The sequence below is a fragment of the Roseibaca sp. Y0-43 genome (assembly GCF_020667835.1).
Classification (GTDB): Bacteria; Pseudomonadota; Alphaproteobacteria; order Rhodobacterales; family Rhodobacteraceae; genus Roseinatronobacter.
The window spans coordinates 15,907-37,252 of sequence record NZ_JAFMPR010000009.1 but is presented as its reverse complement, the minus strand read 5'-3'; the positions used below and the strand labels follow the sequence as shown (position 1 = coordinate 37,252).

The following is a 21,346-nucleotide window of genomic DNA, read 5'->3' as shown; positions in this document are numbered from 1 at the left end:
GACGCAACGCGCGATCTGCGGCATATTCACATTTTTTGATCTAAAATGTCGCAGCGCTCTTGAAATCGCGACCAAGGCACCTTTGGCATGGGTCGTCGGGGCAGGCATCTTGTTGAAAAGACACGGCCCTCGTCAGGCTGTAACCGGGTTGCTCCCTGTGTTGTCACAGCTTGCGGGGGCATTGAACACGCGCTCGAAACTGCTGCGCAGGGCGCTGTCCAGATCGGCCATCGTGACCGGCAGGCCCAGATCGACAAGGCTGGTCACGCCATGCCCCCGGATGCCGCAAGGCACGATGCCGCTGAAATGTTCCAGATCCGGCTCTACGTTGATAGAGATGCCGTGAAAGCTGACCCAGCGCCGCAGGCGGATGCCAATGGCGGCAATCTTGTCCTCGCGCGCGCTGCCATCGGGCAGGGGGGCTTTGTCGGGCCGCTCTATCCAGACGCCCACGCGACCGGGGCGGATATGGCCGGTCAGGCCGAACTCGGCCAGTGCGGCGATGACCCAGGCCTCTAGGTCGCGCACGAAACAGCGCACGTCGCGCCCGCGTTTGCCCACGTCCAGCATGACATAGACGACCCGCTGGCCGGGGCCGTGATAGGTATATTGCCCGCCGCGCTTGGACGGGTAGACCGGGAAACGGTCGGGCTGTGTCAGGTCTTCGGGGCGGGCAGAGGTGCCGGCGGTGTAAAGTGGCGGATGCTCGACCAGCCAGATACATTCGCGGGCCTCGCCACGGGCAATGGCCTCTGCGCGGGCCTCCATGAAAGCGGTTGCCGCGTCGTAATCCGTCAGCCCGTCCGATATGATCCACTCCACCATGGCGCTACCGGGGCAAGAGCCCCGCCTCTTTCAGTTTGGGCAGGTTGGCGCGGCTGACCGGAATTTCTGTGCCGTCCTTCAGCGTCAGAACTGCGCGGTCGCCGTCGCGCCGGGCCGTTTGCACCGCCGGGAACGCCACCCAATGCGAGCGGTGAACCTGCGCACCGGCCAGATCGCCGGTTTCGCGGATGGCATCGGACAGGCGCATCAGCAGCAACTCGGTTCCATTGCTTGTCTGCACCCGGACATAATGGTCTTCGACCGACAGCGCCAGAAGCGCGCCACGCTTTTCCAGTGGAAGGCGGTCCAGAATGGCAGGGCGCGCGGGCGGCGTTTCGAGCTTTGGCCGATCCTCCCGGCTGAGCCAGCCAATGGTCAGCGTCACCACCAGGGCCACGCCCGTAATACTGCCGACAAGGCCGGGCAGATCGGCAGCTTCGGGCACATACCCAAGCAACCCGGCATTCAGGGCCAACACGACCACTGCCACGACAAGCCCTGCCGCGATGCCCGACAGCCCCATGCGCAGTGCAAAGCCCCACGGCGGCAGCACTTCACGCAGAACCGTCACCACCAGACTACCCGCCGCATAAGTTGCGGCCACAACCAGAGCCCAGTAGCCCAACCGGGGCAGGGGACGCAGCGATATGTCGGTGCCGTATGGCGCGACAATGGCAAGCGTGACACCCACCGCCGCTAGCACGACCAGCACCTTGGGCTGGCGAAACTGGTCCCGCCATTCACGAAGCGCAGACTGCGAACGGGCGTCAGTCACGAAGCAATCCTTGTTCTTGCCGTATCGGCGCTTGGGTGCAGCGCGGGTTCCTGTCAGCCATAGCGCAGATCCACTGCAACGCCAATTCCCGGAGACCCAATATGACCATGTCCGCAATCCTGACCGCTAGCCCTGTCATTCAACTTCATATCGCGGCGGCCTGTCTGGCCATCCTGCTCGGGCCTGTCGCGCTCTACATGCGACCGGGGCAAGGGGCGCACAAGATGATTGGCTGTCTTTGGGTTGCTTCCATGGCCGTGCTGGCGCTGTCGTCCTTCGGCATCCACGGGTTTGCGCTGATCGGGCCATTCAGCCCGCTGCATGGTCTGGCCCTGCTGACGCTATGGTCGCTGTGGGAAGGCATTCGCCGCGCGCGTATGAGGCAGGTCGCGGCACATCGGCGGGTTTTTCGAAACCTATACTGGTACGGGTTGATGGTGGCTGGGCTTTTCAATTTTCTGCCGGGCCGGATCGTGAACCGCACGCTGTTCCCGCAACTGCCCGAGCTTGGCTATGTGCTGATCGCGTTGGGGCTTACCATCGCGCTGAGTCTGATTCTTTACCCGCGCTTGCAACGCAGTCTCCAAGGCCACCCGACCCCGCGCTAAGGCGTTTTTTCCCGTCTTGAACTTTTTGTTATCTCGAATCCTCAACTTCGGGTAGCATCGACCGATGTTTCTTGGGGAGAATTGATATGTTTGGAAAATTCAGTCTGGTCGCGGTCCTGTCGCTGAGCGTGGCCGCCTTTCCGATAGAGCAGGCGCGTGCGCAGGACGGGCTGGTTGGCGGGATCATCGGCGGCATTATCGGCGGTGCCATTGCCAATGGGCAGCGCCGCTCCGCGCCGCAAACCCAGCGCGTGGTGCGTTCTGCCCCCGCCGTCAGCTCTGCGCAGCGCGAACAGAACCGTTCGGTGCAGACCGCGCTGAACCATTTCGGCTGGAACGTGGGCGGTGCCGACGGGGTTCTGGGCCGCCGCTCGCGCGAGGGGATCAGCCAGTACCAGGTCTTTGCCGGGTTCTCGGGCACGGGCGTGCTGACCGATTTCGAACGCAACATCCTTGTCACGGCGCATCAGCGCGCGATCGTGGGCGGGCCGCAGGTGGCGCAGACCGTGTCATCGCACCCGCAGGGAATGCGCGGGCTGATCCTTGTGGTGCGCGACGAGATGTCGGGCCGCAGCCCGGCGCGCAGCGCGGGCAATTACGGGTTGCCCGCCTTGGTGGCGACAGCGGTCGATGAAATCGCGGCCTCGTCCGATCCGAATGCCGAACAGCTTGTGCAGCGCGCGGGCTTCATTCAGCTGGCCGATATGAATGGCGATGGGCGCACCGATTATATCCTTGATACATCCGTGACTGGTTCTGCCTTCTGGTGTTCGGCGCAGGCCTGCACGGTGCAGACCTTCATGTCCACGCCCGACGGCTATGTGCGCAACGACTTCCAGGCGTTCAACGTCACGCCTGCGATGTTCTCTTGCACGCGCGGCACCTGCACCATGACCGATACCAGCGCCCCGGTCAGCGTGGCGCAACCGGCCGTGCCCGCAGCCCCTGCCACGCCCACCACGGAGGTGGCGCTGTCCGTTCCCTCGGCGCAACCCGCCGCGCGCAACCCGAATGCCGAAATGGCTGCCGCGCCCGCCGCCCCGGCCATTCCCAATTTCTTCGGGGGCGGGCAGGGGGCGCGCTCGCTTGCATCGCATTGCAACAAGGTCAACCTGCTGACAAACGCCAATGGTGGCTTTGCCACGCTCGACACGATGGCCGACCGCGCCGTCGTAATTGCCGAACAGTTCTGTCTGGCCCGCACCTATGCCATGGCCGATGGCGAGGCGTTGATCGCCAAGGTGCAAGGTGTGACGCCCGACCAGATCGCGGCCCAATGCGCAGGCTTTGCCCCCAGCTTGCAGCCGCATGTCAGCGCGCTTTCGGTCAAGCCGCGTGACGAGGTGATGCGCGATGTGGGCGGGTTTGTGCTGCAAACCGGCATGAACCCCGAACAGCTTGGCGCGACGGCCCGCATCTGCCTGGCCGTGGGCTACATGCAGGATGACATGGTTCTGGCCATCGGTTCCGGCCTGTTGCTGGTGGCCATGGGCGAGCGCGCTTATGGCGAGCTGATGGGCCACCATCTGGCCGAGGGTTTTGGCGCCTCGCAGCGCGATGACCTGTCGCTGGCGTGGTATGAACACGGTCTGGACCCGGCGAAAACCGCCGTCTTCGCGCCCATGCAGCCCGAACGGGACGAGTTGCTGCGCGCGGTTCTGTTCAGCACTCCAGCAGAGGCAGAGACCCAAAAAGCCACGGCGACATTGCCGGTTTTCAGCCTGCAATAACCCCGGCGCCACCGCATCGGCCCCGACCAGGCGCGCCCCGCGACGGGCGCGCTTTTTTTTGGCCGTTTTTCTGGGGCGGGCATCCGGCAAGCGGCTTTTTCCCCTTTTCAACGCGCAGCGAAATGATTATCAGGCGGCCATACCACCCACGTGCGGTCGTGGCGGAATTGGTAGACGCGCAGCGTTGAGGTCGCTGTGGGGTAACTCCCGTGGAAGTTCGAGTCTTCTCGACCGCACCATCCCTTGCCTTTTATGTTGTGATGCCAAATAGTTAGGTGTTTTCAACGACTTGTGGTTGCCCCTTCGCTACAAAGGGCACTACAAAATGGCTATCTGCATGACGTCTCTCAAGCGCGATAGGAACGGCGACTGGTTTGCCCGAAAGGGTATCCCAAAGGACATTCGGGATGCCTATCGGGCAGCGTATGGGAAATCTCAAGAAGAACGCTTTCGCAGAGATTCGGGGTTGCCGTCAGGCCGTGCCAAGCGAGAGTTCCTCGACTGGCTTGCCGAAATCGAAGATCGCATAGACAGAATTCGCAATGCGAGTTCGGTGCAAACGCTCACTCAGCGGCAAATGCACGCTCTTATCGGGCGCTGGTATGCAGAGTTCACGCAGGAGCGCACAGACCCGCCTGAAACTGCCGAAGAGATCGAACATATCTACGACGCCTACGAACAGGTTGTCGAAAGCGGCTGTTCAACCCTTGGTAATCCAGAGGACTTTGACGAAAGCGAAGAACGGACACCACAACATGCCGCGCGTGTCAGAGCTTTCGTTGCGGCGCATTCCGACATTGATGCATTTCTGATCTCTGAAGGGGTAGGGCTGTCAGAAGGTCAGCGATGTGAACTTATTGATGCACTCGAGAATGACTTCGTTGCAGCACTTGGGGTTCGCAGGCGTCGCGCTTTGGGCGATTTCGGGGAAGACACTAGGCTTCGAAGATTCCCTGACGTGTCTGATCTGGCGCGCGTCGTCCGAAAGGAGAAGCTTGCAGGCTGGACCGCGTGGCAAGCATTCGAAGCTTGGGTGGCAGAAAGGAAACCTGCGGCGTCGACTGTCAACCGCTGGCGAGGTGTTTTCCAAGCTCTTGATGTTGCCCATGAAGGTAAGGACGTTGCGCTTTTCACCGCAGAGGACGCCATCAACTGGAAAAACAGCCTGATTACAGAGGGGCGGGGCACTCGCACAGTGAACGAAATCTGGTTGAGTGCTGCGCGCCGGGTGTTCGGATGGGTTGTCGAGCAGAAGAAAATCCCTAAAAATCCATTCGAAGGCGTCAAGGTAGCTGGCCCAGCAAAACCGCCGAAGACGCGGCAAGACGAATTTAACGACGCAGAAATCAAGCTGATCTTGAACGCAAGCCTTGCCCCCATGTCACCGCGCATTGGGGAACAACTCCGGGCCGCGTATCGCTGGGTGCCTTGGATTTGTGCCTACACGGGTGCGCGCGTTGGGGAAATCACTCAGCTAAGAAAGCAAGATTTCCAGCGTCACCGCTCAGGGTTTTGGTTCATCACCATCACACCCGAAGCTGGAGCGGTAAAGGGTGACAAGTTTCGTGAAGTTGTGCTGCATGAGCACCTTTTGGAGCAAGGCCTCATTGATTTTGTCGCTGATAGCAATGACGGCTATCTCTTCTGCAAGCCTGCTAGCGATACCCCGATAGACCCGCTGAACCCACCTCGGCCCCCGCATGTGATTGCGCGGACCAAGCTTGCAGACTGGGTTCGGAAGCAGGGAGTCGAAGACCCGCGAATTCGGCCAAACCATGCTTGGCGGCATACGTTCAAACGCAGAGCTGCACGGGCAGGAATCGAACAGCGACTGAGGGACGGGATTTGCGGGCATAGTTCGGGTAGTGTTGGGGCAATCTATGAGACGCCTTCGCTAGAGGACATCGCAGAGGCAATCAGCCGATTCCCCCGATATGACGTCTAACAGTGCCAAACGCCGCGTTTTCTTGGGGTTCAGTGGGCGTCTGGCCGTGTTCGTGACGGCCCCAAGGGTATCCCTCAGGGCCGCACAAGGTGGTCATATGACCACAATAGAGGTGACCATGTGTCTCTGCTAGAAGTCGCAGTTTTCGTCTAGTTCGGTTATCACATGTTCTAGTTGGGGTGCGTCCAGCTCGAAATCGTCTTGTGCCGTGTAGATGCCGTGCCAAGCAATTTGCCGTGCTTCATAGGTTCCGAAGACATATTCAAGGACGCCCCATTTCACCTCGGCAGGTTCCCTTCGCATCGCCTCAGCCGGACCTTTCAGCGCGTCGACATACTTCTCGAGCTTCTTGTCCAAATCAGTCTCCTCCTGTGTCCCTAGGCTGTTGTCTTTCGAGTCTTTCCACCATTCCCCTGTCGGTTCCTTTCCAGCCTCTAGCATCTGCCTGCGGCGCTTGCGCATGTTGTGGACGGTCGTGCGACTGACCCCCGTGTCGTTCACAATCTCGGCCTTCGAGAGCGCGGCCTCTGAAAGCCAAACCAGCTTCCAAGCCAGATTCAGCTTCTCTGTGGTGGTCAGAGGTAGCTTGTCTTTGCTGTTGCGCTGGGCGGCCAGACGGTGCGCCGTGATCTCATCACATGACACGATGAGGGCATTCACTGGCTTGGGGTGTTTTTGTGACCGCTGCTGCGTCTTGTATGCCGCGACCCGGTGGTGCCCGTCGATCAAGGTCAGCTTGGGCTGCTCAGGGTTCCTTTTGTCATCCAGAAGCAAGATCGGGTCGAGCTTTCCTTTGGTGCGCAGCGCAGCCACCAACGTCCTGACATGGTGCTCTTGGATGTCACGGATGGAGAACTCTGGGTCGAAATTGATCTCGCGCAGGTTCACATTGGCGCGGCGGTAGGTTGGGGTTCGTGGGGTTTTCGCTTTGGCTGTCATGGGGTTTCCTTGAGTGAACACGCGGCCACTTGAGAAGGCCGGAATGCAAAAGACCCCCGCCATCAGGCAGGGGCCGTCGGTCGATTTGCGTGTGCCCGAAACGGTTTTGTGAGGGCGTAAGTGTGGGTTAATTGCCCACGCGGACATTCACCTCGGCAAGACAGATACCCCGCGACAGGAACGGGCGCTGGGCACCCTGAGGCTCCCTCACAGCCCCCACCGGGCCAACGCGGCTTCTGCCTCTGCCATGTCGTTGCGAATGCGCAGCACCGTCTGGCGGCTCAAGTCGGTAGCCCTCGCGATCTCAGAGGTTCCCGCCGTGCCCCCCGCAAGCATGTTCTGCACCATCTCGAATTGTTCCCGGCTATAGCTAGGCTTGCGCCCCCGGTAGGCCTGCGGTTTCCCCTCGCGTGCGGCCTCTATGCCCGCTTTCTGGGCCTCTTTCGTGGCCTCTGCCTGCGCCTGTGCCGTTGCCGCCATGAAGGCGATGAGCGCGTCCCTGACGGCCTGCTGCGTGGGGTCTGTGGTGGCCCCGTCGAAGGTCATGCCGTTGATGACCGTCTTGATCGTCACCCCCTGCCGCACGAAGTGCCGGATGGTGTCGGTCACGTCTTGATAGTTGCGGCCCAAGCGGTCCACCCAACGGACAACCAAGGTATCCCCCCGGCGCAGCTTGTCGAACAGCCTGCGGCCCTCACGGCGTTCCGAGAGCTTCGTGGCAACCCCAGAGACCCCGTGGTCTGCGATCACCTCGTCAATCTCGAAACCCGCTTTCCGGGCTTGGGTGACTTGGTGGTCGAGGGTCTGGTCAGTGGTCGAGACGCGGGCATAGAAGATCGTGGTCATGGCAGTCCGTAGTGTTCGAAAGGGTAGTGACCGATGAGTAGACTGACCGAAAGCCCGAGTCAACCCTTACGGACACCCTTTCGGACTCACCTCAACATGACCGCTGGGGTATAGGCTAACGGACACCGCACCAAAACTGCCCGATTCCAGAACCTTAGCAGAGGCACTCCAGACCCAAACCCGGCTCTGCCTCGCAGTGCAGCTCTTGCCGAGCGAAGCCAAAGCGGAACTCTGCGAACTCTGCAACGAAACCGCCATTCGCCCAGCACCAACGCCCGCCGCCAAAGATGGGGTGGAAGGCATCGCAGCTTTTCCCAAGGTAGAGCTTCTCGATACCCGACACCACTTGGGTGGCTGCACCAAAGCCCTTGGTGCGCGCGACGGGGTAGCGCGAGGTCAGCACATAGCCGTCCGGGTTGCAGGTCAGCCCGTATTCATGCCCGCCAGAGACATAGGCTTGCCCGGTGCTGGCCATCAGGCTGGCGGCAAGGGTCAGGGCGGTCATACGAAAGCGGGTCGGCATGGTATCCTCTGGGCTATGCTAGGGGGTGCAGGGGGGTAGGCGCTGGGCCGTGTAGTCGATCTTGGCCGCTCGGATGCGGGGTGCAAAATCAATCGCGGGCGGGGGCGAGCGTCAGGCCGGGTCATCCCCCAAATCCATCTCTATCGTCTGCATCACGCGGTCGGTTTCGGCCAGTATCTTCAGGATGCGCTGGTAGTGCTTCACGTCGTCGAAGCTGAGCGCGCGGCCCTTGCGGTCTTTCAGCCATTTCTGGGCGGGCTGGTAGCCGCCGATGTAGAAGCCCCAAGACACCTCTGGTGCTGCGTCGAAATACTGGGTGGGGTTTATCCAGACGCGACCGTCCTCATAGCGCGGTTTCTCGACCACATTGTCGCCGTCCCCCATGAACGGGTAGGGCGTGGGGCCGATGGTGGCGGGGTCCATCAGGTGAAGCTGGCGCAGGGTGTGGCCCTTGGCGGACACGTCCCAGAATTCATCAGGCGTCTTGGGCCACGGGATGCGCGGGAAGTCGATTTTCAGGAACTCGGCATAGGTGTCGCGGTAGGCGGGGCAATGCAGCACGCCATAGATATAGTCGAAGACCTGCACCTCATCGGGGGTGCCGTGGTCGGGGTGCGTGGCCAGCTTGCGCAGCTTGGCATAGAGCTTCGGGTCAAAATTGACCCGGCGGGATTGGTCGAGGTCTTGCGCGTCGGGGTAGAGGTAGAGGGGGAAAAGGCAGGACTGAGTGCTACGTTCTGCGCATTTCGTTTCCATGATCGCGTCGACACAGAAGAAATGATCGAGGCTTGGGTTCTTGTTGCTTCTCGCGGTTGCAAGCGCAAAGTTCTTTTCAAGCATATGTCGCATTACGTCATATCTCGGGTAGCACATGAACCCCCGTGAGTTCCCGGTATAGAATGACCAGCGATTGTCGAGTGGTCGGTAGGCGATTCTCTCAAGCCGGTCCTGCGTTAGGTTCTCATTTGCGTCCTCTTGTGCCCAAGCGACCTGCCAGTCTCTGACATCTTTTCCCAGTTTGAAGCGTTCGCGTGCCATTTCCGGCTCAAGGCTGGCAAAGACCTGCACCCGCCTCCAAAGCTCGTCTTTGGATATGTCGATTGTCAGCGCGTCCCGCGCGGTCACGATTCCGACCGAGTTCACCGGCATAAAAGCATTGATCTGAAACCCCGCGTCATACGCTTCCTGCGTCGCAAAATCCCGCCGCACCAACGGATATTGCGGCGCGGGGCTTTCCAGCTTCTCGAACACCGGCGCGGTCAGGCTGGCCGCTTCCAGCGCCTCGTATTTCGCCTGTCGCGCGCCCCACAGGTCGCCCTGCATGACCTGCGCCAGACCTTTGCGCGCGCCTTTCTTCTTCACCCCGATAATGATCGACACGCCCTGTTGAATGTCGAAGACGTTCTTGTCGGGCTTGCCGTCGGGCGTGACCTCTTTCTTCTTGGCATTGCCGTGCAGGTCCAGAACCCAGATCTTGTCGAAGCTGTGCAGCAGGTGCCAGCGCATCCCGCGAAAGGTCGGGTTGTCCAGATAGCCGTGGTTGGTGATGAAGCCCAAGACCCCTTCGCCGTTCTTTTCGATCAGGTGCGACGAGAGGCGGATGAACTTCACATATAGGTCGTTCAGCCATTTCGGGTTGCGTTCGCGCAGCTTCTCCTTGCCGCCCGGTTCCTTCTTGTAGTCATCCATCAGCGTGCCAAGCCACCCCTCGGACACGCCACCCTCGCCCAAGTAAGGCGGGTTCCCGATGACGCACATGATCGGCATGTCGCGCTTGATGGTGTTCGCGCCCTTCGCCTCTCGTGACAGCCATTGGCTGAACAGCAGGTTCTGGGTGGCGGGTTCCCCTTCCTCCAGCGAGTTCGTCAGGTAGACCGACAGGCGCGGGGGGGTGCTGGTGGGTTTATAGCCCATCTCTGTCAAGATCATGTCCAGCTTCATGTGGCACATCGCATAGGACGCCATCAGCAGCTCGAACCCGTGCAGGCGGGGGATAAGGTCATTCTCGATATAGCCCGACCACATGCCGGGGGCCACGCCCTGGATTTTCGGCGCGATCTGCTTGATGACCTCTGCCAGAAAGGTGCCCGTGCCGGTGGCCGGGTCAAGGATTTGGACGCGATGCACCTCTTTCTTGATGGTGACGGCGCGGCCCTTGTTGTCGGTCTGGCCCGTGTCCCAATCCAGCGTGACCTTGGACGTGTCCGCCAGCCCGTCGGGCAGGCCGAATTCGGTTTGCAGCACCTCATCCACCGCGCGCACGATGAAGTTGACCACGGGTTCGGGCGTATACCAGACCCCGCGCGCCTTGCGCTTGGCCGGGTTATAGGCGGCAAGGAAGGTTTCATAGAAGTGCAGGAACGGGTCTTGCTGGCCCGTCAGCTTGCCGAAATTGGCCATGATCTTTTTGACATTCGCGGCTTGGAACACGGCGGCAAGGTCGTCGAGTATCCACGCGATGCGGTCGTCTAGGTCCACGCCCGCGACATAGCTGAACAGGCTGCGCAGGAAGGGGTTGGATTTGGGCAGAAGGTCCAGCGCCTCTCGGCGGCTGAACGTGTCGAGCGTGTCGTCATGCAGGCGCGCCGCGAACATGCCGTAAGCGATGGTTTCGGCGTAGATGTCGGCAAAATCCTCTGGCGCGATGTCGTGGATAAGGTGTTCCTTGAAGGCAAGGTATTGGCCCGTCAGTTCGCTTTGCATGTCGGCATCGGTTCGCAGCGCGTTGAACAGCACGTCCTTTATCAGGATTGCCTTGCCCGCCATCCGCTCTGCCAAGTCGCGCGGGCTGGTGATGGTCTGCGGGCGCTGGGCGATGAAGTCGCGCAACAGGTTTTCAAGCTGGGTGTAGTTGTCGGGGATGGGTTGGATGCCCATCAGGTAATCCGCGATCTTCACCGAGGCGACCAGCTCGCCATTGCGGTAGAAATCCCAATCCAGACAGTTGGTGTAGATCAGGTTGGCCAGACCCTTCACATAGCGGTCCTTCTGGCGCTTGTTCGCGTCCTTCATCGCGCGGATGTCGATGTCGATATCCTTGGCCTCTAGGTGGCCAATGGCGATGTTGTCGCGCAGGATGATGAAATCGGGCGCACCCACTTCAGAGCGGGCGGGGTCGTTCACGGGTTCCAGATCATCGCCCAGAGCTTTCAGCAGGTCATGCAGCGCAGGCCGGTAGGCATGTTCGCGGGCAATGCCGGTTTTCTGGACGTCCTGAACGCGGGCGATGAAGTCGGAAATCAATGTCACGGAATGCCCCTGTCGGATTTGCGGCTATTGAACAGAGAGGGCCGCGCAATCGCAAGCTGAATTGCTACGCGCGGGTTCGGGGCGCGCTTTGGCTTGACCTGCGCTACAAAGACCTGCTACAAAGCTGAAAATTCGGGTGACAAAAAGTCGTTGAAAAACAATGACTAGGCCTTGGAAAAGCGGTCTCTTCTCGACCGCACCATTTTTCCCTTAATTCCATAGGTTTCGGCCCGTTCGGGCCGGGTGTTGCCGTTGTTCGGTGCCCAAGCAAAAAGGCGCGTCCGGGGACGCGCCTTTTGTTATCGTTCTGCCATGGGCTATTGCGGCGACAGTCCGCGCAACCGCTCGCCCCGGCGGCGCAGCAGTTCCACGACCGTCAGCAGCGCGATCGAGATGAGCACAAGGATCGTCGCCACCGCGAGGATGGTGGGGCTGATGTCCTCGCGGATACCTGACCACATTTCGCGCGGGATCGTGCGTTGCTCGACGCCGGCCACGAACAGCACCACGACGATCTCGTCGAAAGAGGTGATGAAAGCGAAAAGTGCGCCAGAGATCACGCCGGGCAAGATCAGCGGCATGGTGATCTTGAAGAAATTGGTCGTGGGCGACGCGCCCAGATTGGCCGCCGCGCGGGTCAGCGACTGGTCAAAGCCCACCAGCGTGGCCGTGACCGTGATGACCACGAAGGGCGTGCCAAGGGCTGCGTGGGCGATCACCACCCCCAGAAAGGTTTGCGCGATATTGATCTGCGAGAAGAAGAAGAACATCCCCGCCGCCGAGATGATAAGCGGCACGATCATGGGCGAGATCAAGATACCCATGATAAGCCCCTTCGCCGGCATCTCTGCGCGCGAGAGGCCAAGGGCTGCCAGCGTGCCCAGCGTGGTGGACAGGATCGTCGCCGCAATGCCGATCAGGAAGGAATTGCGGATTGACCGCATCCAGCCGTCATCGCCCAGGAAATCCTGATACCAACGAAGGCTGTAGCCTTCGGGGTTCAGCGTCAGCATTTCACGGGTGAAGGTGAAATAGGGCTGCGCGTTGAAGCTGAGCGGGATCATGATGAGGATCGGCGCCAGCAGGAAGAAGAAGATCGCGAAGCAGATCACGCGGAAGGCGTAATGCCAGACCTTGTCCTTGGTGGTGTAATAGGCGGGAAGTGACATGCGCGCCCCCTTATCCGAATTTCAGGCTGTCGGTTCCGACAAGCTTGTTGAAGAGCCAGTAGAGGATCAGCACGCTGACCAGAAGCATCGTGCCGAGCGCTGCGGCCAGACCCCAGTTCAGCGAGGATTGGATATGCCGCGCGATCTCGTTCGAGATCATGCGCCCATCCTGACCGCCAACCAGCGCGGGCGTGATGTAATAGCCGATCGAGATGATGAAGACGAGCACACCGCCCGCGGCAATCCCCGGCAGGGTCTGCGGGAAATAGACCCGGCGGAACGCGGTCCAGGGCGTGGCCCCAAGGCTTTTGGCGGCGCGCGTGTAGCTGGGGGGGATGGTCTTCATCACGGAATAGAGCGGCAGCACCATGAAAGGCAGCAGGATATGCGTCATGGCAATGATGGTGCCGGTCTGGTTGTAGATCATCGTCAGGCGGTTCTCATCGTCGATGACGCCAAGCGCCACGAGCATGTCGTTAATCACCCCTTGCCCCTGCAACAGCACGATCCACGCCGATGTCCGCACCAGAAGCGATGTCCAGAAGGGCAATAGCACCGCGATCATCAGCAGGTTGGCTTTGCTCATCGGCAGGGTGGACAGGTAATAGGCAATGGGAAAGCCCAGCGCGAAGGTCATGAAGGTGATGACCACGCTCATCATGAAGGTGCGCCCGAAGAGCGCGACATAGATCTGGCGGTTCTCGGGGGCCTGAACGATCTCGCCCTCGGCATTATACTCGCGGTCAACGGCTGCAACGTAATAGGACGCGGTCAGGGGCCGCCCTTCGCGTTCGATGATGCGCCAGATGGTGGGGTCGTTCCAAAGCCGGTGCGCGTCAAGGAAGGCTTCCTTGTAGGGCGCTTCCATCTCGTCCACGTTGCGCGCGGTGCGCACGATCGCGCTGCGTGCTGCCGAAATCTCGTAGTTCAGGCGCACGGCCAGGGGGCCCATTTTCTGCTCGGCGCGGGGCAGTTCCTCGTCGGCCAGCATATCCTCGTAAAGGGCGCGGTAGACCTCTTCGCCGGGCAGGTCATTGCCGTCCCACTCCTCGAGCGCGGCGAGCGTGCGGGGAAGGGCTTCGACCACGGCGGGGTTGTCGACAGACCGCCACATCATCTGGACGATGGGGTAGGCGAAGAAAATCAGGATGAAGGCCAGCAGCGGCGCGACAAGCCCCAGCGCCGTCAGCTTGCGCCGGCGGTTGGCGCGTTGCAGCGCGGCGCGCAGCGGGCGACCGTCCGAGGTCAGCAAGCGGCCCTTGCTGTCGGTCTCGTTTCCGATTGCTGTGGGGGTGTCCGAAGCGTCAGACGGTGCCATGGCGTCATCCTTCATGGAAATCCGTGATCGGCCGAAGGGCCGAAAAAGGGCGCGCGAAACCCGCGCGCCCTTGGTGGTTGCCTCTGGTTACTGAAGCATCCAGTTCGCGAAACGCTCGCGCAGTTCGTCGCCATAGTCGGCCCAGAAATCGTTATCCAGAACGATCGGCGAGTAGTAGTTCGCGGGCGCGGTCGGCATATGCGGTGCCATGTCGATGCCCAGATCGGCGTGCTGGCCAACCAGTGCTGCCGACGAGGCGCGTGCCGGGCCGTAGCTGATGAACTTCGCCTGATCCGCCAGACGCTGCGTGTCGGTGGCGAAACGCAGATAGTCCATTACGGCATCGACATTCGGGCCACCTGCGGGCACGACCCAGCCATCCCATTCCACGATCTGGCCGTCCCAGACGATGGCGGCATCCATGCCTTCGACCTCGATCGCGTTGAACATACGGCCGTTATAGCCGGTTGCGAAGGCAACTTCGCCATCTGCCAGAAGCTGCGGTGCTTGCGCGCCTTCGGTCCAGAAGATGATCTCGTCCTTGATCGTGTCGAGCTTGGCAAACGCACGGTCCACACCTTCGGGCGTGGCCAGCACGTCATAGATGTCCTCGGGGGCGACGCCATCGGCATAGAGCGCCCATTCCAGGTTGGTGCCGGGACGGTCTTGCAGCGCGCGCTTGCCGGGGAAGTTCTCTAGGTCGAACAGGTCGGCGATCGAGTCGGGCTGCTCGCCTTCGAACGCGCCGGGGCGCACGGCCAGAATGGTCGAATACACGATCTGCGGGATGAAGCAGTCACCCAGCGAGCCGGGCAGGAAATCTTCGCTGGCAGGCGTGCCATCGGGGGCAGGGGCCAGCATCGCGTCATGGTCGATTTCCAGGATGATACCTTCGTCACAGGCGAGCTGCGCATCCGACGGCAGCATGTCGACCAGATCCCAGGTCACGTTGCCTGCCTGGCTTTGGGCACGCAGACCGGCCAGTGCGTTGGCGGAACCGTCATCGTTGATGATGGTGACATGCGGGTTCGCGGCCATATAGGGCTCGTGATAGGCGCGCTGCTGGCTTTCGGTATAGGCACCGCCCCAGGACACAACGGTCAGCGAGACCGGGTCTTGGGCCGCGGCGCTCAGCGCGATCATGCTGGCGGCCGAGCTTAGCGCGATCAGTTTCAATTTCTTCGTCATTCGTAACCTCCTAGGTTGTGAACGTGATCGGTCCGTGCCGATACGCATTTTTGCATCCCCATCCCTCTGGTTATGCAATTATTGGCCGCAATGCCGGATCAGTCGTGATCCAGCGCGCGGCAATCCTTCGGCAACCAGCCGATTTCGATCATGTCGCCCGGCTTGTGGCGCACCTGGTCGGGTGCGTTGCGGGTTTTCATGATGAAATTCTCGTTGCCGGCGACCTTCAGGCGCGTGCGGAACACGTCGCCCATATAGATGAACTCCAGCACTTGGGCCTTGATCGTATGCGCGCCCTCTTTCAGGCGCTCTTTATTGGCCTCGACGCGCTCCGGGCGGATCGACACGCGGGTGCGCTCGCCCACTTTCGAGACATTGACCGGCTGCGCGTCGATCAGGTCGCCGCTGTCCAGTTGCACGACGCATTCGTCGCCCGTGATCTCTTTCACAACGCCGTCGAGCGTGTTGTTTTCACCGATGAATTGCGCCACGAAACTGTTGCGCGGTTCCTCATACAGCTTGTCGGGCGGGTCCAGCTGCTGGATGCGCCCGTCATCGAACACCGCCACGTTGTCGGACATGGTCAGCGCTTCGGTCTGGTCATGGGTCACATAGACCGTGGTGATGCCCAACTCATGCGCAAGGCGCGTAATCTCGAACTGCATATGTTCGCGCAACTGTTTGTCGAGCGCGCCCAATGGTTCGTCCATCAAAACAAGTTCGGGTTCGAACACCAGCGCGCGGGCAAGCGCGATCCGCTGTTGCTGACCGCCCGAAAGCTGCGCCGGGCGGCGGTTGATGAAATTGCCCATCTGCACCATGTCCAGCGCGCGCTTGATCTTCACCTCGCGGTCGGATTTGGCCATGCCGCGCACTTCCAGCGGGAAGGACAGGTTTTCACCCACCGACATATGCGGGAACAGCGCGTAGTTCTGGAACACCATCCCGATGCCGCGCTTGTGCGGCGGAACCGAGTTGATCGGCTTGCCGTCCAGCAAAATCTCGCCATTGGTGGCGGTCTCGAACCCGGCCAGCATCATCAGGCAGGTCGTCTTGCCGGACCCGGACGGCCCCAGCATGGTCAGGAATTCGCCCTTCGCGACCGAGAGGTTGAGGTCTTTTACGACAAGCGTTTCGCCATCGTAGCTCTTCTGCACTTTGTCGAATACGACGAAGCCGTCACGCTTATCTGATGCGCTCACACTCTTCTCCCTGTTGGACCGGCGGTATCCGCTCTTTTCCTGTCACAGAGTAAAACGAACCGGGTTTCGCAATGCAACCGATAACTCTTTATTTCGATTACCACAGCATTTTTTCAGGATAACCGCCTACAGATTATGTGCCTTCCGGGCGATCAGCCCGTTAAATGCGACCTGTTTGGGCGAAATGCGTCACGCGCAGTTGCGGCCGCTTTGGTTTGCGGCGCGAAATAAGGTGCCGTGCCACCGGTCGCGCCTACAGCCCCTTGGCGCGGTAGCTGCTGGCCACGCGGTTGATAGAGACGATGAACGCCGCCGTGCGCAGGTCGCGCACGTCGCGTCGCTGGTTCCATTCCTCCGAGATGGACTGGTAGGCGGTGCGCATCGTGTCATCCAGACCGGAGCGCACCAGCGTCAACTCATCCGCGCCCTGCATGTAGCGTTTCTTGAAATCGGGCGACAATTCCCAGCCAAGGTTCTTGTCGGCCGACAGCCGTTCCAGCTCTCGTACAAGGGTCATGGCATGGGCTTCCTCGTTGCGCCGCTGCATCCGGCCGAAGCGGATATGCGACAGGTTCTTGACCCATTCGAAATAGGACACCGTGACACCGCCCGCATTGGCATAGAGGTCGGGAATGACAACCGTCCCCTTCTCGCGCAGGATTTCATCGCCGCCGGCCGTGATCGGGCCATTCGCGGCCTCTATTATCAGGGGTGCGCGGATGCGGTCGGCATTGCTGCGATTGATGACCCCTTCCAGCGCCGCCGGGATCAGGATGTCGCACTCATGCTCCAGCACCGACGCGCCGCCGGGGGTGAATTCGGCATCGGGAAAACCCTTGACGCCGCCGTGCTGCCCGATCCAGTCGCGCACGGCGTCGGGGTCCAGCCCCTTGTCGTTCAGGATCGCACCGTCACGCTCGATGACGGCGGTGATGATGGCGTCATCTTCCTCGCGCAGGAACTTGGCGGCGTGATAGCCCACATTGCCCAAGCCCTGCACGATGATGCGTTTGCCCGACAGATCGCCCTTCAGCCCGGTTTTCTTCACATCATCAGGATGGCGGAAGAATTCGCGCAGGGCGAATTGCACGCCTCGGCCCGTCGCCTCGACCCGGCCCTTGATGCCGCCCGCGTTCAGCGGTTTGCCGGTCACGCAGGCGCGCGCGTTGATGTCGGTCGTGTTCATCCGGGCGTATTGGTCGGCGATCCAGGCCATTTCACGCTCGGAGGTGCCCATGTCGGGGGCGGGCACGTTCTGCGCGGGATGGATCAGGTCGCGCTTGGCCAGTTCATAGGCGAAGCGGCGGGTGATCTGTTCAAGCTCGTGTTCCTCGTATTTGCGCGGGTCGATGCACAAGCCCCCCTTGGACCCGCCAAAAGGGGTTTCAACCAGCGCGCATTTATAGGTCATGAGCGCTGCCAGCGCCTCGACCTCGTTCTGGTGCACTTCGGGGGCGTAACGGATGCCGCCTTTCACAGGTTCCATATGTTCGGAATGCACGGCGCGATAGCCGACGAATGTCTCTATCTTGCCGCGCAGCCGCACGCCGAAACGCACGGTGTAGGTGGAATTGCAGATCTGGATCTTGTCGGCCAGCCCCGGTGGCAGGTCCAGATATTCGACGGCACGCCGGAACATGATGTCCACATTTTCCCGAAAGCCCGGCTCGGTCGTGTCGCGCATGAAATCCTCCCAGATGAACGCGGTGGCTGCGGCATATTGCTACATTGATTCGGAGAGTAACAGGTAAACGCCGCAGCGAAACCCCGGCGTGGCAGCTCCGCGGGCCTGGTCGGGTAATGCGCGCAGTTGCCTGCACTTGCCGCAATCTGCCTTGCTGTTGCCCGAATCCTGCCGTGTTCTGCGGCGATACGACAAGACTGTATCATGCAACCGCTCTTCTGCGGGGGCATAGCCTGTTTGCCATGGTGAGTGTCATGTCCCGGTTTCCCTCGATCCCGTTTCGCCCGTTCCCCCGTATCAGCCGCGCCCTGCAACGCCATGCCCGCGACGAAAGCGGCGCGATCATCGTTCTAGGGCTGATTATCTTCGTGCTGATGCTGATGGTCGGCGGCTTCGCGGTCGACACCATGCGCTATGAAAACGACCGCGTGCGCCTGCAGGGCACCTCTGACCGGGCGGTGCTGGCGGCGGCGTCGCTGATGAACAACAACACCACCATGTCCCCCGAGGAACTGGCGCAGGCCTATTTCGAGGCCGAGGGGCTTGGCGCCTACTCGCAGGGCCGAATTTCCGTGTCGGGCAATAACGAATCGGGCCGCGTGGTCACGGTCGCGCCAGAGGCGTCGATGGATACCATGTTCCTGCGTCTGGGCGGGGTGTCGGGGTTGGGGGTGTCCGCACCCGCCGCCGCAGGCGAAGGGCTGGACAAGCTGACGCTGGAAGTGGCGCTGGTGCTGGACGTGTCCACCTCGATGGACGATTCGGCCATGATGCCCACCCTGCGCGCCGCCGCGGAGCGCTTTTCGCGAAGCCTTGCGGACGGGCGCCCGGAAGAGAGCCTTGCGCTCAGCATCGTGCCCTATTCCACGCAGGTTTGGTTGCCCGAAGGCTGGCTGGACCATTTCACGAATGTCGGACCATCGCCCGCCCCTGTGGTCGAGAATGACTGGTGCCATGATTGGGTCGACATCACCAATGTCGTCGACAGTCTGAACGCGCCCATGTTCCGGCAGAATTGCATTGTCCGGCCCGCGCCTGACTACATCATGGCGCGTGTATCCCCCTTTGTTGACAGCCATGCCGATGCGGTAGATGCCATTGCGCAATTGTCGCGCTACGGACAAACGCATATCGACTTGGGTATCCGCACCGCCGCCATGCTGCTGGACCCCAGCATTCGCCCCATCACCTCTGCGCTGGTGGCCAGCGGCGATCTGGACGCGCGGTTCCAAGCCTACCCGGCCGACTGGACCGATGACCGCGCGACCAAGGCAATCGTCGTGATGACCGATGGTGAAAACTGTTGCTTCAACGAAGGCTATTATTGGAACCGCTACGCAACGCGCGCAGAGATGGACGCCGCGACCATCGCGACCTGTGACGCCATCAAAGCGCAGGGCGTGATTATCTATTCCGTCGCCTTCGCCGCGCCGCAGGCCGGGATCGACGTGATGCAGGCTTGCGCATCCTCGCCGGGGCATTTCTTCAACAGCACCATTGATGACCTTGTCTATTCGTTCGAGGCGATTGCCACGCATATCCGAACGACCTCGTTAAGGCTGGTGCATTAGGCCGGTCGGCAAAACTGTCGGCAAAGGCCGGCAACGCGCCACCAGACCGCCAAAATCCCGCCATATTTCGCCCCGCCAGCGCCCCAGAAAAGCCATTTGAGCCACGTATCTAGAGAGATGGATGCTGCTCATTCCAGCTTGCGGTTCGCGCAGGTTGGCCAGTTTAGAGGTATTAGCCATGAAACGGATTACGAGTATTGGAAGTATCGCCGCCCGCAAGGCGCAAGGGCTGGCTGCCGGGTTCGCCCGCGCACAAGACGGCGCGATCATCGTGCTGGGCCTGATTATCTTCGTCATGATGCTGATGGTCAGCGGTCTGGCCGTCGATGTCATGCGCTACGAGAATGAACGCGTGCGCCTGCAAGGCACGTCGGACCGTGCGGTTCTGGCCGCGACATCGTTGATGAACAACAACACGACCTTGACGCCCGTGGAACTGGCGCAAGCCTATTTCGATGCCGAAGGTTTGGGTCAGTATTCCCAAGGCCGCATTTCCGTGACCGATACGCCGGAAACCGGCCGTGTTGTGCGCGTGACGCCCGAAGCCCCGATGGAGACGATGTTCCTGCGCATGTCGGGTGTGGACCAGCTGGCCATGTCCGCACCGGCCGCTGCCGTCGAAGGGCGGGGCGGGCCGACCAAGCTGGAAATCGTCATGGTGCTGGATGCGTCCGGGTCGATGGGGTCCATGACCTCTACCGGGAACACGCGCCTTGAAGAGATGAAGCTTGCCGCGAAATCCTTCGCGAACCAGATCCTGACCACGTCTGACCCCGACCTCGTGTCGATCTCGCTTGTCACCTACGATTCCTGGGTGCTGCCGACGCCGGGCATGTTGAACCACATGCTGCGCGTGGATGGCACGGGCGCTTGTATGGAATTCGACGACTGGGCGGATGTGCGCGCCGGAAACGGCCCGCCTGCGCCCAGCAATGGCAACGGTTGGGGCGTTGGTGGCACACCGCCGCCGTTCCAAGACGGCGGAAGCCCCGGCAACAGCGGCAACAACGGAAACGGCAATAGCAACGGTATTGGCGTTGGAGTCAGTGTTGGCGGTGTTGGCGTTAGCGTTGGTGTCGGTGGCAGCAACGGCAATGGTAGCACCAACGGCAACGGCTGGGGCGTTGGGGGCACACCGCCGCCGTTCCAGAACGGTGCCAGCACCGAACCCTATGCGTCCGTCGGCCAAAATAGCCGCAACGCCGAAGCAACCCGTGTGAATTGCCCGACCAATGCCGCTTACGAAGTGCGCCCCATGGTCAATGACCTGACCGCCTTCGAGGGCTATGTCGATGCGATCACCACGCGCGGCACCACCTCTATCGACCTTGGTGCACGGTTCGGGGCGATGCTTCTGGACCCGGATATGCGCCCCTTCATCGACGCGTTGGTGGATGCAGGCCAATTGCCCGAATCCATGCGCGGCCGCCCCTTTGACTGGGACGAGCCCAATGTCGCGCGGGTCATGGTGCTGCTGACCGACGGTCAGAACTGCTGTGGCGCACGCTTCAACCGCGACACGCAAGACGACAACACGCTTGCAGTCTGCGAAGGTCTGCGCGCCAATGACGTGACGGTCTACACCGTGTCGTTCGAAGCCCCGCAGGGCGGGATCGACCTGTTGGCCGAATGCGCCTCTTCGCCCGGTCACTTCTTCAACACCGGCGGGGAAGAGCTGATCGCCTCTTTCGACGCGATTGCCACGCATGTTCAGGTGCAGGCGCTGCGCCTGATCGAATAGCGCCATCAGACCCGGCGCGGGCCGAACGCCTGC

Annotated in this window: 16 protein-coding genes and 1 tRNA gene; 6 read left to right on the top strand and 11 right to left on the bottom strand. The window is 61.1% G+C overall.

Annotated elements, in window-relative coordinates:
- Positions 1 to 132 precede the first annotated feature (132 nt).
- A complete protein-coding gene (gene lipB / locus J1C52_RS11785) occupies positions 133 to 825 on the bottom strand; it encodes a lipoyl(octanoyl) transferase LipB (RefSeq protein ID WP_227428148.1) in 693 nt (230 codons plus the stop codon).
- Positions 826 to 829: 4 nt separating this feature from the next.
- The gene (locus J1C52_RS11780; protein ID WP_227428147.1) at positions 830 to 1,600 is read right to left on the bottom strand and encodes a LytTR family DNA-binding domain-containing protein; all 771 of its coding nucleotides are present in this window, start codon (positions 1,598 to 1,600) and stop codon (positions 830 to 832) included.
- Between the two features lie 101 nt (positions 1,601 to 1,701).
- Between J1C52_RS11780 and J1C52_RS11775 the strand changes: the two genes are divergently transcribed.
- From J1C52_RS11775 to J1C52_RS11760, 4 genes are all read left to right on the top strand, one after another.
- Complete coding sequence (locus J1C52_RS11775) at positions 1,702 to 2,208, top strand: DUF2306 domain-containing protein (protein WP_227428146.1); 507 nt, start codon at positions 1,702 to 1,704, stop codon at positions 2,206 to 2,208.
- 86 nt (positions 2,209 to 2,294) lie between these two features.
- The gene (locus J1C52_RS11770) at positions 2,295 to 3,938 is read left to right on the top strand and encodes a peptidoglycan-binding domain-containing protein (RefSeq protein WP_227428145.1); all 1,644 of its coding nucleotides are present in this window, start codon (positions 2,295 to 2,297) and stop codon (positions 3,936 to 3,938) included.
- 152 nt (positions 3,939 to 4,090) lie between these two features.
- A tRNA-Leu gene (locus tag J1C52_RS11765) sits at positions 4,091 to 4,177 on the top strand.
- 98 nt (positions 4,178 to 4,275) lie between these two features.
- On the top strand, positions 4,276 to 5,883 hold the full coding sequence (locus tag J1C52_RS11760; protein ID WP_227428144.1) for a site-specific integrase: 1,608 nt from the start codon (positions 4,276 to 4,278) through the stop codon (positions 5,881 to 5,883).
- A 129-nt stretch (positions 5,884 to 6,012) separates the two neighbouring features.
- Here the strand turns inward: J1C52_RS11760 and J1C52_RS11755 are convergent, their stop codons facing one another.
- The 9 genes from J1C52_RS11755 to J1C52_RS11715 form a co-directional block, all read right to left on the bottom strand.
- On the bottom strand, positions 6,013 to 6,822 hold the full coding sequence (locus J1C52_RS11755) for a ParB N-terminal domain-containing protein (protein ID WP_227428143.1): 810 nt from the start codon (positions 6,820 to 6,822) through the stop codon (positions 6,013 to 6,015).
- Between the two features lie 207 nt (positions 6,823 to 7,029).
- Positions 7,030 to 7,668 carry a recombinase family protein gene (locus tag J1C52_RS11750; protein WP_227428142.1) on the bottom strand — a complete coding sequence of 213 codons (639 nt, stop codon included), beginning with the start codon at positions 7,666 to 7,668 and terminating at the stop codon, positions 7,030 to 7,032.
- A 154-nt stretch (positions 7,669 to 7,822) separates the two neighbouring features.
- Complete coding sequence (locus tag J1C52_RS11745) at positions 7,823 to 8,191, bottom strand: hypothetical protein (protein ID WP_227428141.1); 369 nt, start codon at positions 8,189 to 8,191, stop codon at positions 7,823 to 7,825.
- 111 nt (positions 8,192 to 8,302) lie between these two features.
- Positions 8,303 to 11,440 carry a type ISP restriction/modification enzyme gene (locus J1C52_RS11740; protein ID WP_227428140.1) on the bottom strand — a complete coding sequence of 1,046 codons (3,138 nt, stop codon included), beginning with the start codon at positions 11,438 to 11,440 and terminating at the stop codon, positions 8,303 to 8,305.
- 317 nt (positions 11,441 to 11,757) lie between these two features.
- The gene (locus tag J1C52_RS11735; RefSeq protein ID WP_227428139.1) at positions 11,758 to 12,609 is read right to left on the bottom strand and encodes an ABC transporter permease; all 852 of its coding nucleotides are present in this window, start codon (positions 12,607 to 12,609) and stop codon (positions 11,758 to 11,760) included.
- Positions 12,610 to 12,619: 10 nt separating this feature from the next.
- Positions 12,620 to 13,927, bottom strand: a complete 1,308-nt coding sequence (locus J1C52_RS11730) for an ABC transporter permease (RefSeq protein WP_227428138.1) — start codon at positions 13,925 to 13,927, stop codon at positions 12,620 to 12,622.
- A gap of 87 nt (positions 13,928 to 14,014) precedes the next feature.
- Positions 14,015 to 15,115 (bottom strand): ABC transporter substrate-binding protein, encoded by a 1,101-nt coding sequence (locus J1C52_RS11725; protein WP_227428137.1) that lies wholly within the window; start codon positions 15,113 to 15,115, stop codon positions 14,015 to 14,017.
- Between the two features lie 98 nt (positions 15,116 to 15,213).
- Complete coding sequence (locus J1C52_RS11720) at positions 15,214 to 16,317, bottom strand: ABC transporter ATP-binding protein (protein ID WP_227428136.1); 1,104 nt, start codon at positions 16,315 to 16,317, stop codon at positions 15,214 to 15,216.
- A gap of 253 nt (positions 16,318 to 16,570) precedes the next feature.
- Positions 16,571 to 18,001, bottom strand: coding sequence for a Glu/Leu/Phe/Val family dehydrogenase (locus tag J1C52_RS11715; RefSeq protein WP_227428135.1), 1,431 nt, complete (start codon positions 17,999 to 18,001; stop codon positions 16,571 to 16,573).
- A 254-nt stretch (positions 18,002 to 18,255) separates the two neighbouring features.
- Between J1C52_RS11715 and J1C52_RS11710 the strand changes: the two genes are divergently transcribed.
- Positions 18,256 to 19,572 (top strand): TadE/TadG family type IV pilus assembly protein, encoded by a 1,317-nt coding sequence (locus tag J1C52_RS11710; protein ID WP_227428134.1) that lies wholly within the window; start codon positions 18,256 to 18,258, stop codon positions 19,570 to 19,572.
- Between the two features lie 178 nt (positions 19,573 to 19,750).
- A complete protein-coding gene (locus J1C52_RS11705; protein ID WP_227428133.1) occupies positions 19,751 to 21,313 on the top strand; it encodes a pilus assembly protein TadG-related protein in 1,563 nt (520 codons plus the stop codon).
- Positions 21,314 to 21,346: the final 33 nt, after the last annotated feature.

What these genes read in the sequence shown, in the direction of transcription:
- lipB (WP_227428148.1), bottom strand. Translation starts at nt 825, where the DNA reads ATGGTGGAGTGGATCATATCGGACGGGCTGACGGATTACGACGCGGCA.
- J1C52_RS11775 (WP_227428146.1), top strand. Translation starts at nt 1,702, where the DNA reads ATGACCATGTCCGCAATCCTGACCGCTAGCCCTGTCATTCAACTTCAT.
- J1C52_RS11770 (WP_227428145.1), top strand. Translation starts at nt 2,295, where the DNA reads ATGTTTGGAAAATTCAGTCTGGTCGCGGTCCTGTCGCTGAGCGTGGCC.
- J1C52_RS11760 (WP_227428144.1), top strand. Translation starts at nt 4,276, where the DNA reads ATGACGTCTCTCAAGCGCGATAGGAACGGCGACTGGTTTGCCCGAAAG.
- J1C52_RS11755 (WP_227428143.1), bottom strand. Translation starts at nt 6,822, where the DNA reads ATGACAGCCAAAGCGAAAACCCCACGAACCCCAACCTACCGCCGCGCC.
- J1C52_RS11750 (WP_227428142.1), bottom strand. Translation starts at nt 7,668, where the DNA reads ATGACCACGATCTTCTATGCCCGCGTCTCGACCACTGACCAGACCCTC.
- J1C52_RS11745 (WP_227428141.1), bottom strand. Translation starts at nt 8,191, where the DNA reads ATGCCGACCCGCTTTCGTATGACCGCCCTGACCCTTGCCGCCAGCCTG.
- J1C52_RS11735 (WP_227428139.1), bottom strand. Translation starts at nt 12,609, where the DNA reads ATGTCACTTCCCGCCTATTACACCACCAAGGACAAGGTCTGGCATTAC.
- J1C52_RS11730 (WP_227428138.1), bottom strand. Translation starts at nt 13,927, where the DNA reads ATGGCACCGTCTGACGCTTCGGACACCCCCACAGCAATCGGAAACGAG.
- J1C52_RS11725 (WP_227428137.1), bottom strand. Translation starts at nt 15,115, where the DNA reads ATGACGAAGAAATTGAAACTGATCGCGCTAAGCTCGGCCGCCAGCATG.
- J1C52_RS11715 (WP_227428135.1), bottom strand. Translation starts at nt 18,001, where the DNA reads ATGCGCGACACGACCGAGCCGGGCTTTCGGGAAAATGTGGACATCATG.
- J1C52_RS11710 (WP_227428134.1), top strand. Translation starts at nt 18,256, where the DNA reads ATGTCCCGGTTTCCCTCGATCCCGTTTCGCCCGTTCCCCCGTATCAGC.
- J1C52_RS11705 (WP_227428133.1), top strand. Translation starts at nt 19,751, where the DNA reads ATGAAACGGATTACGAGTATTGGAAGTATCGCCGCCCGCAAGGCGCAA.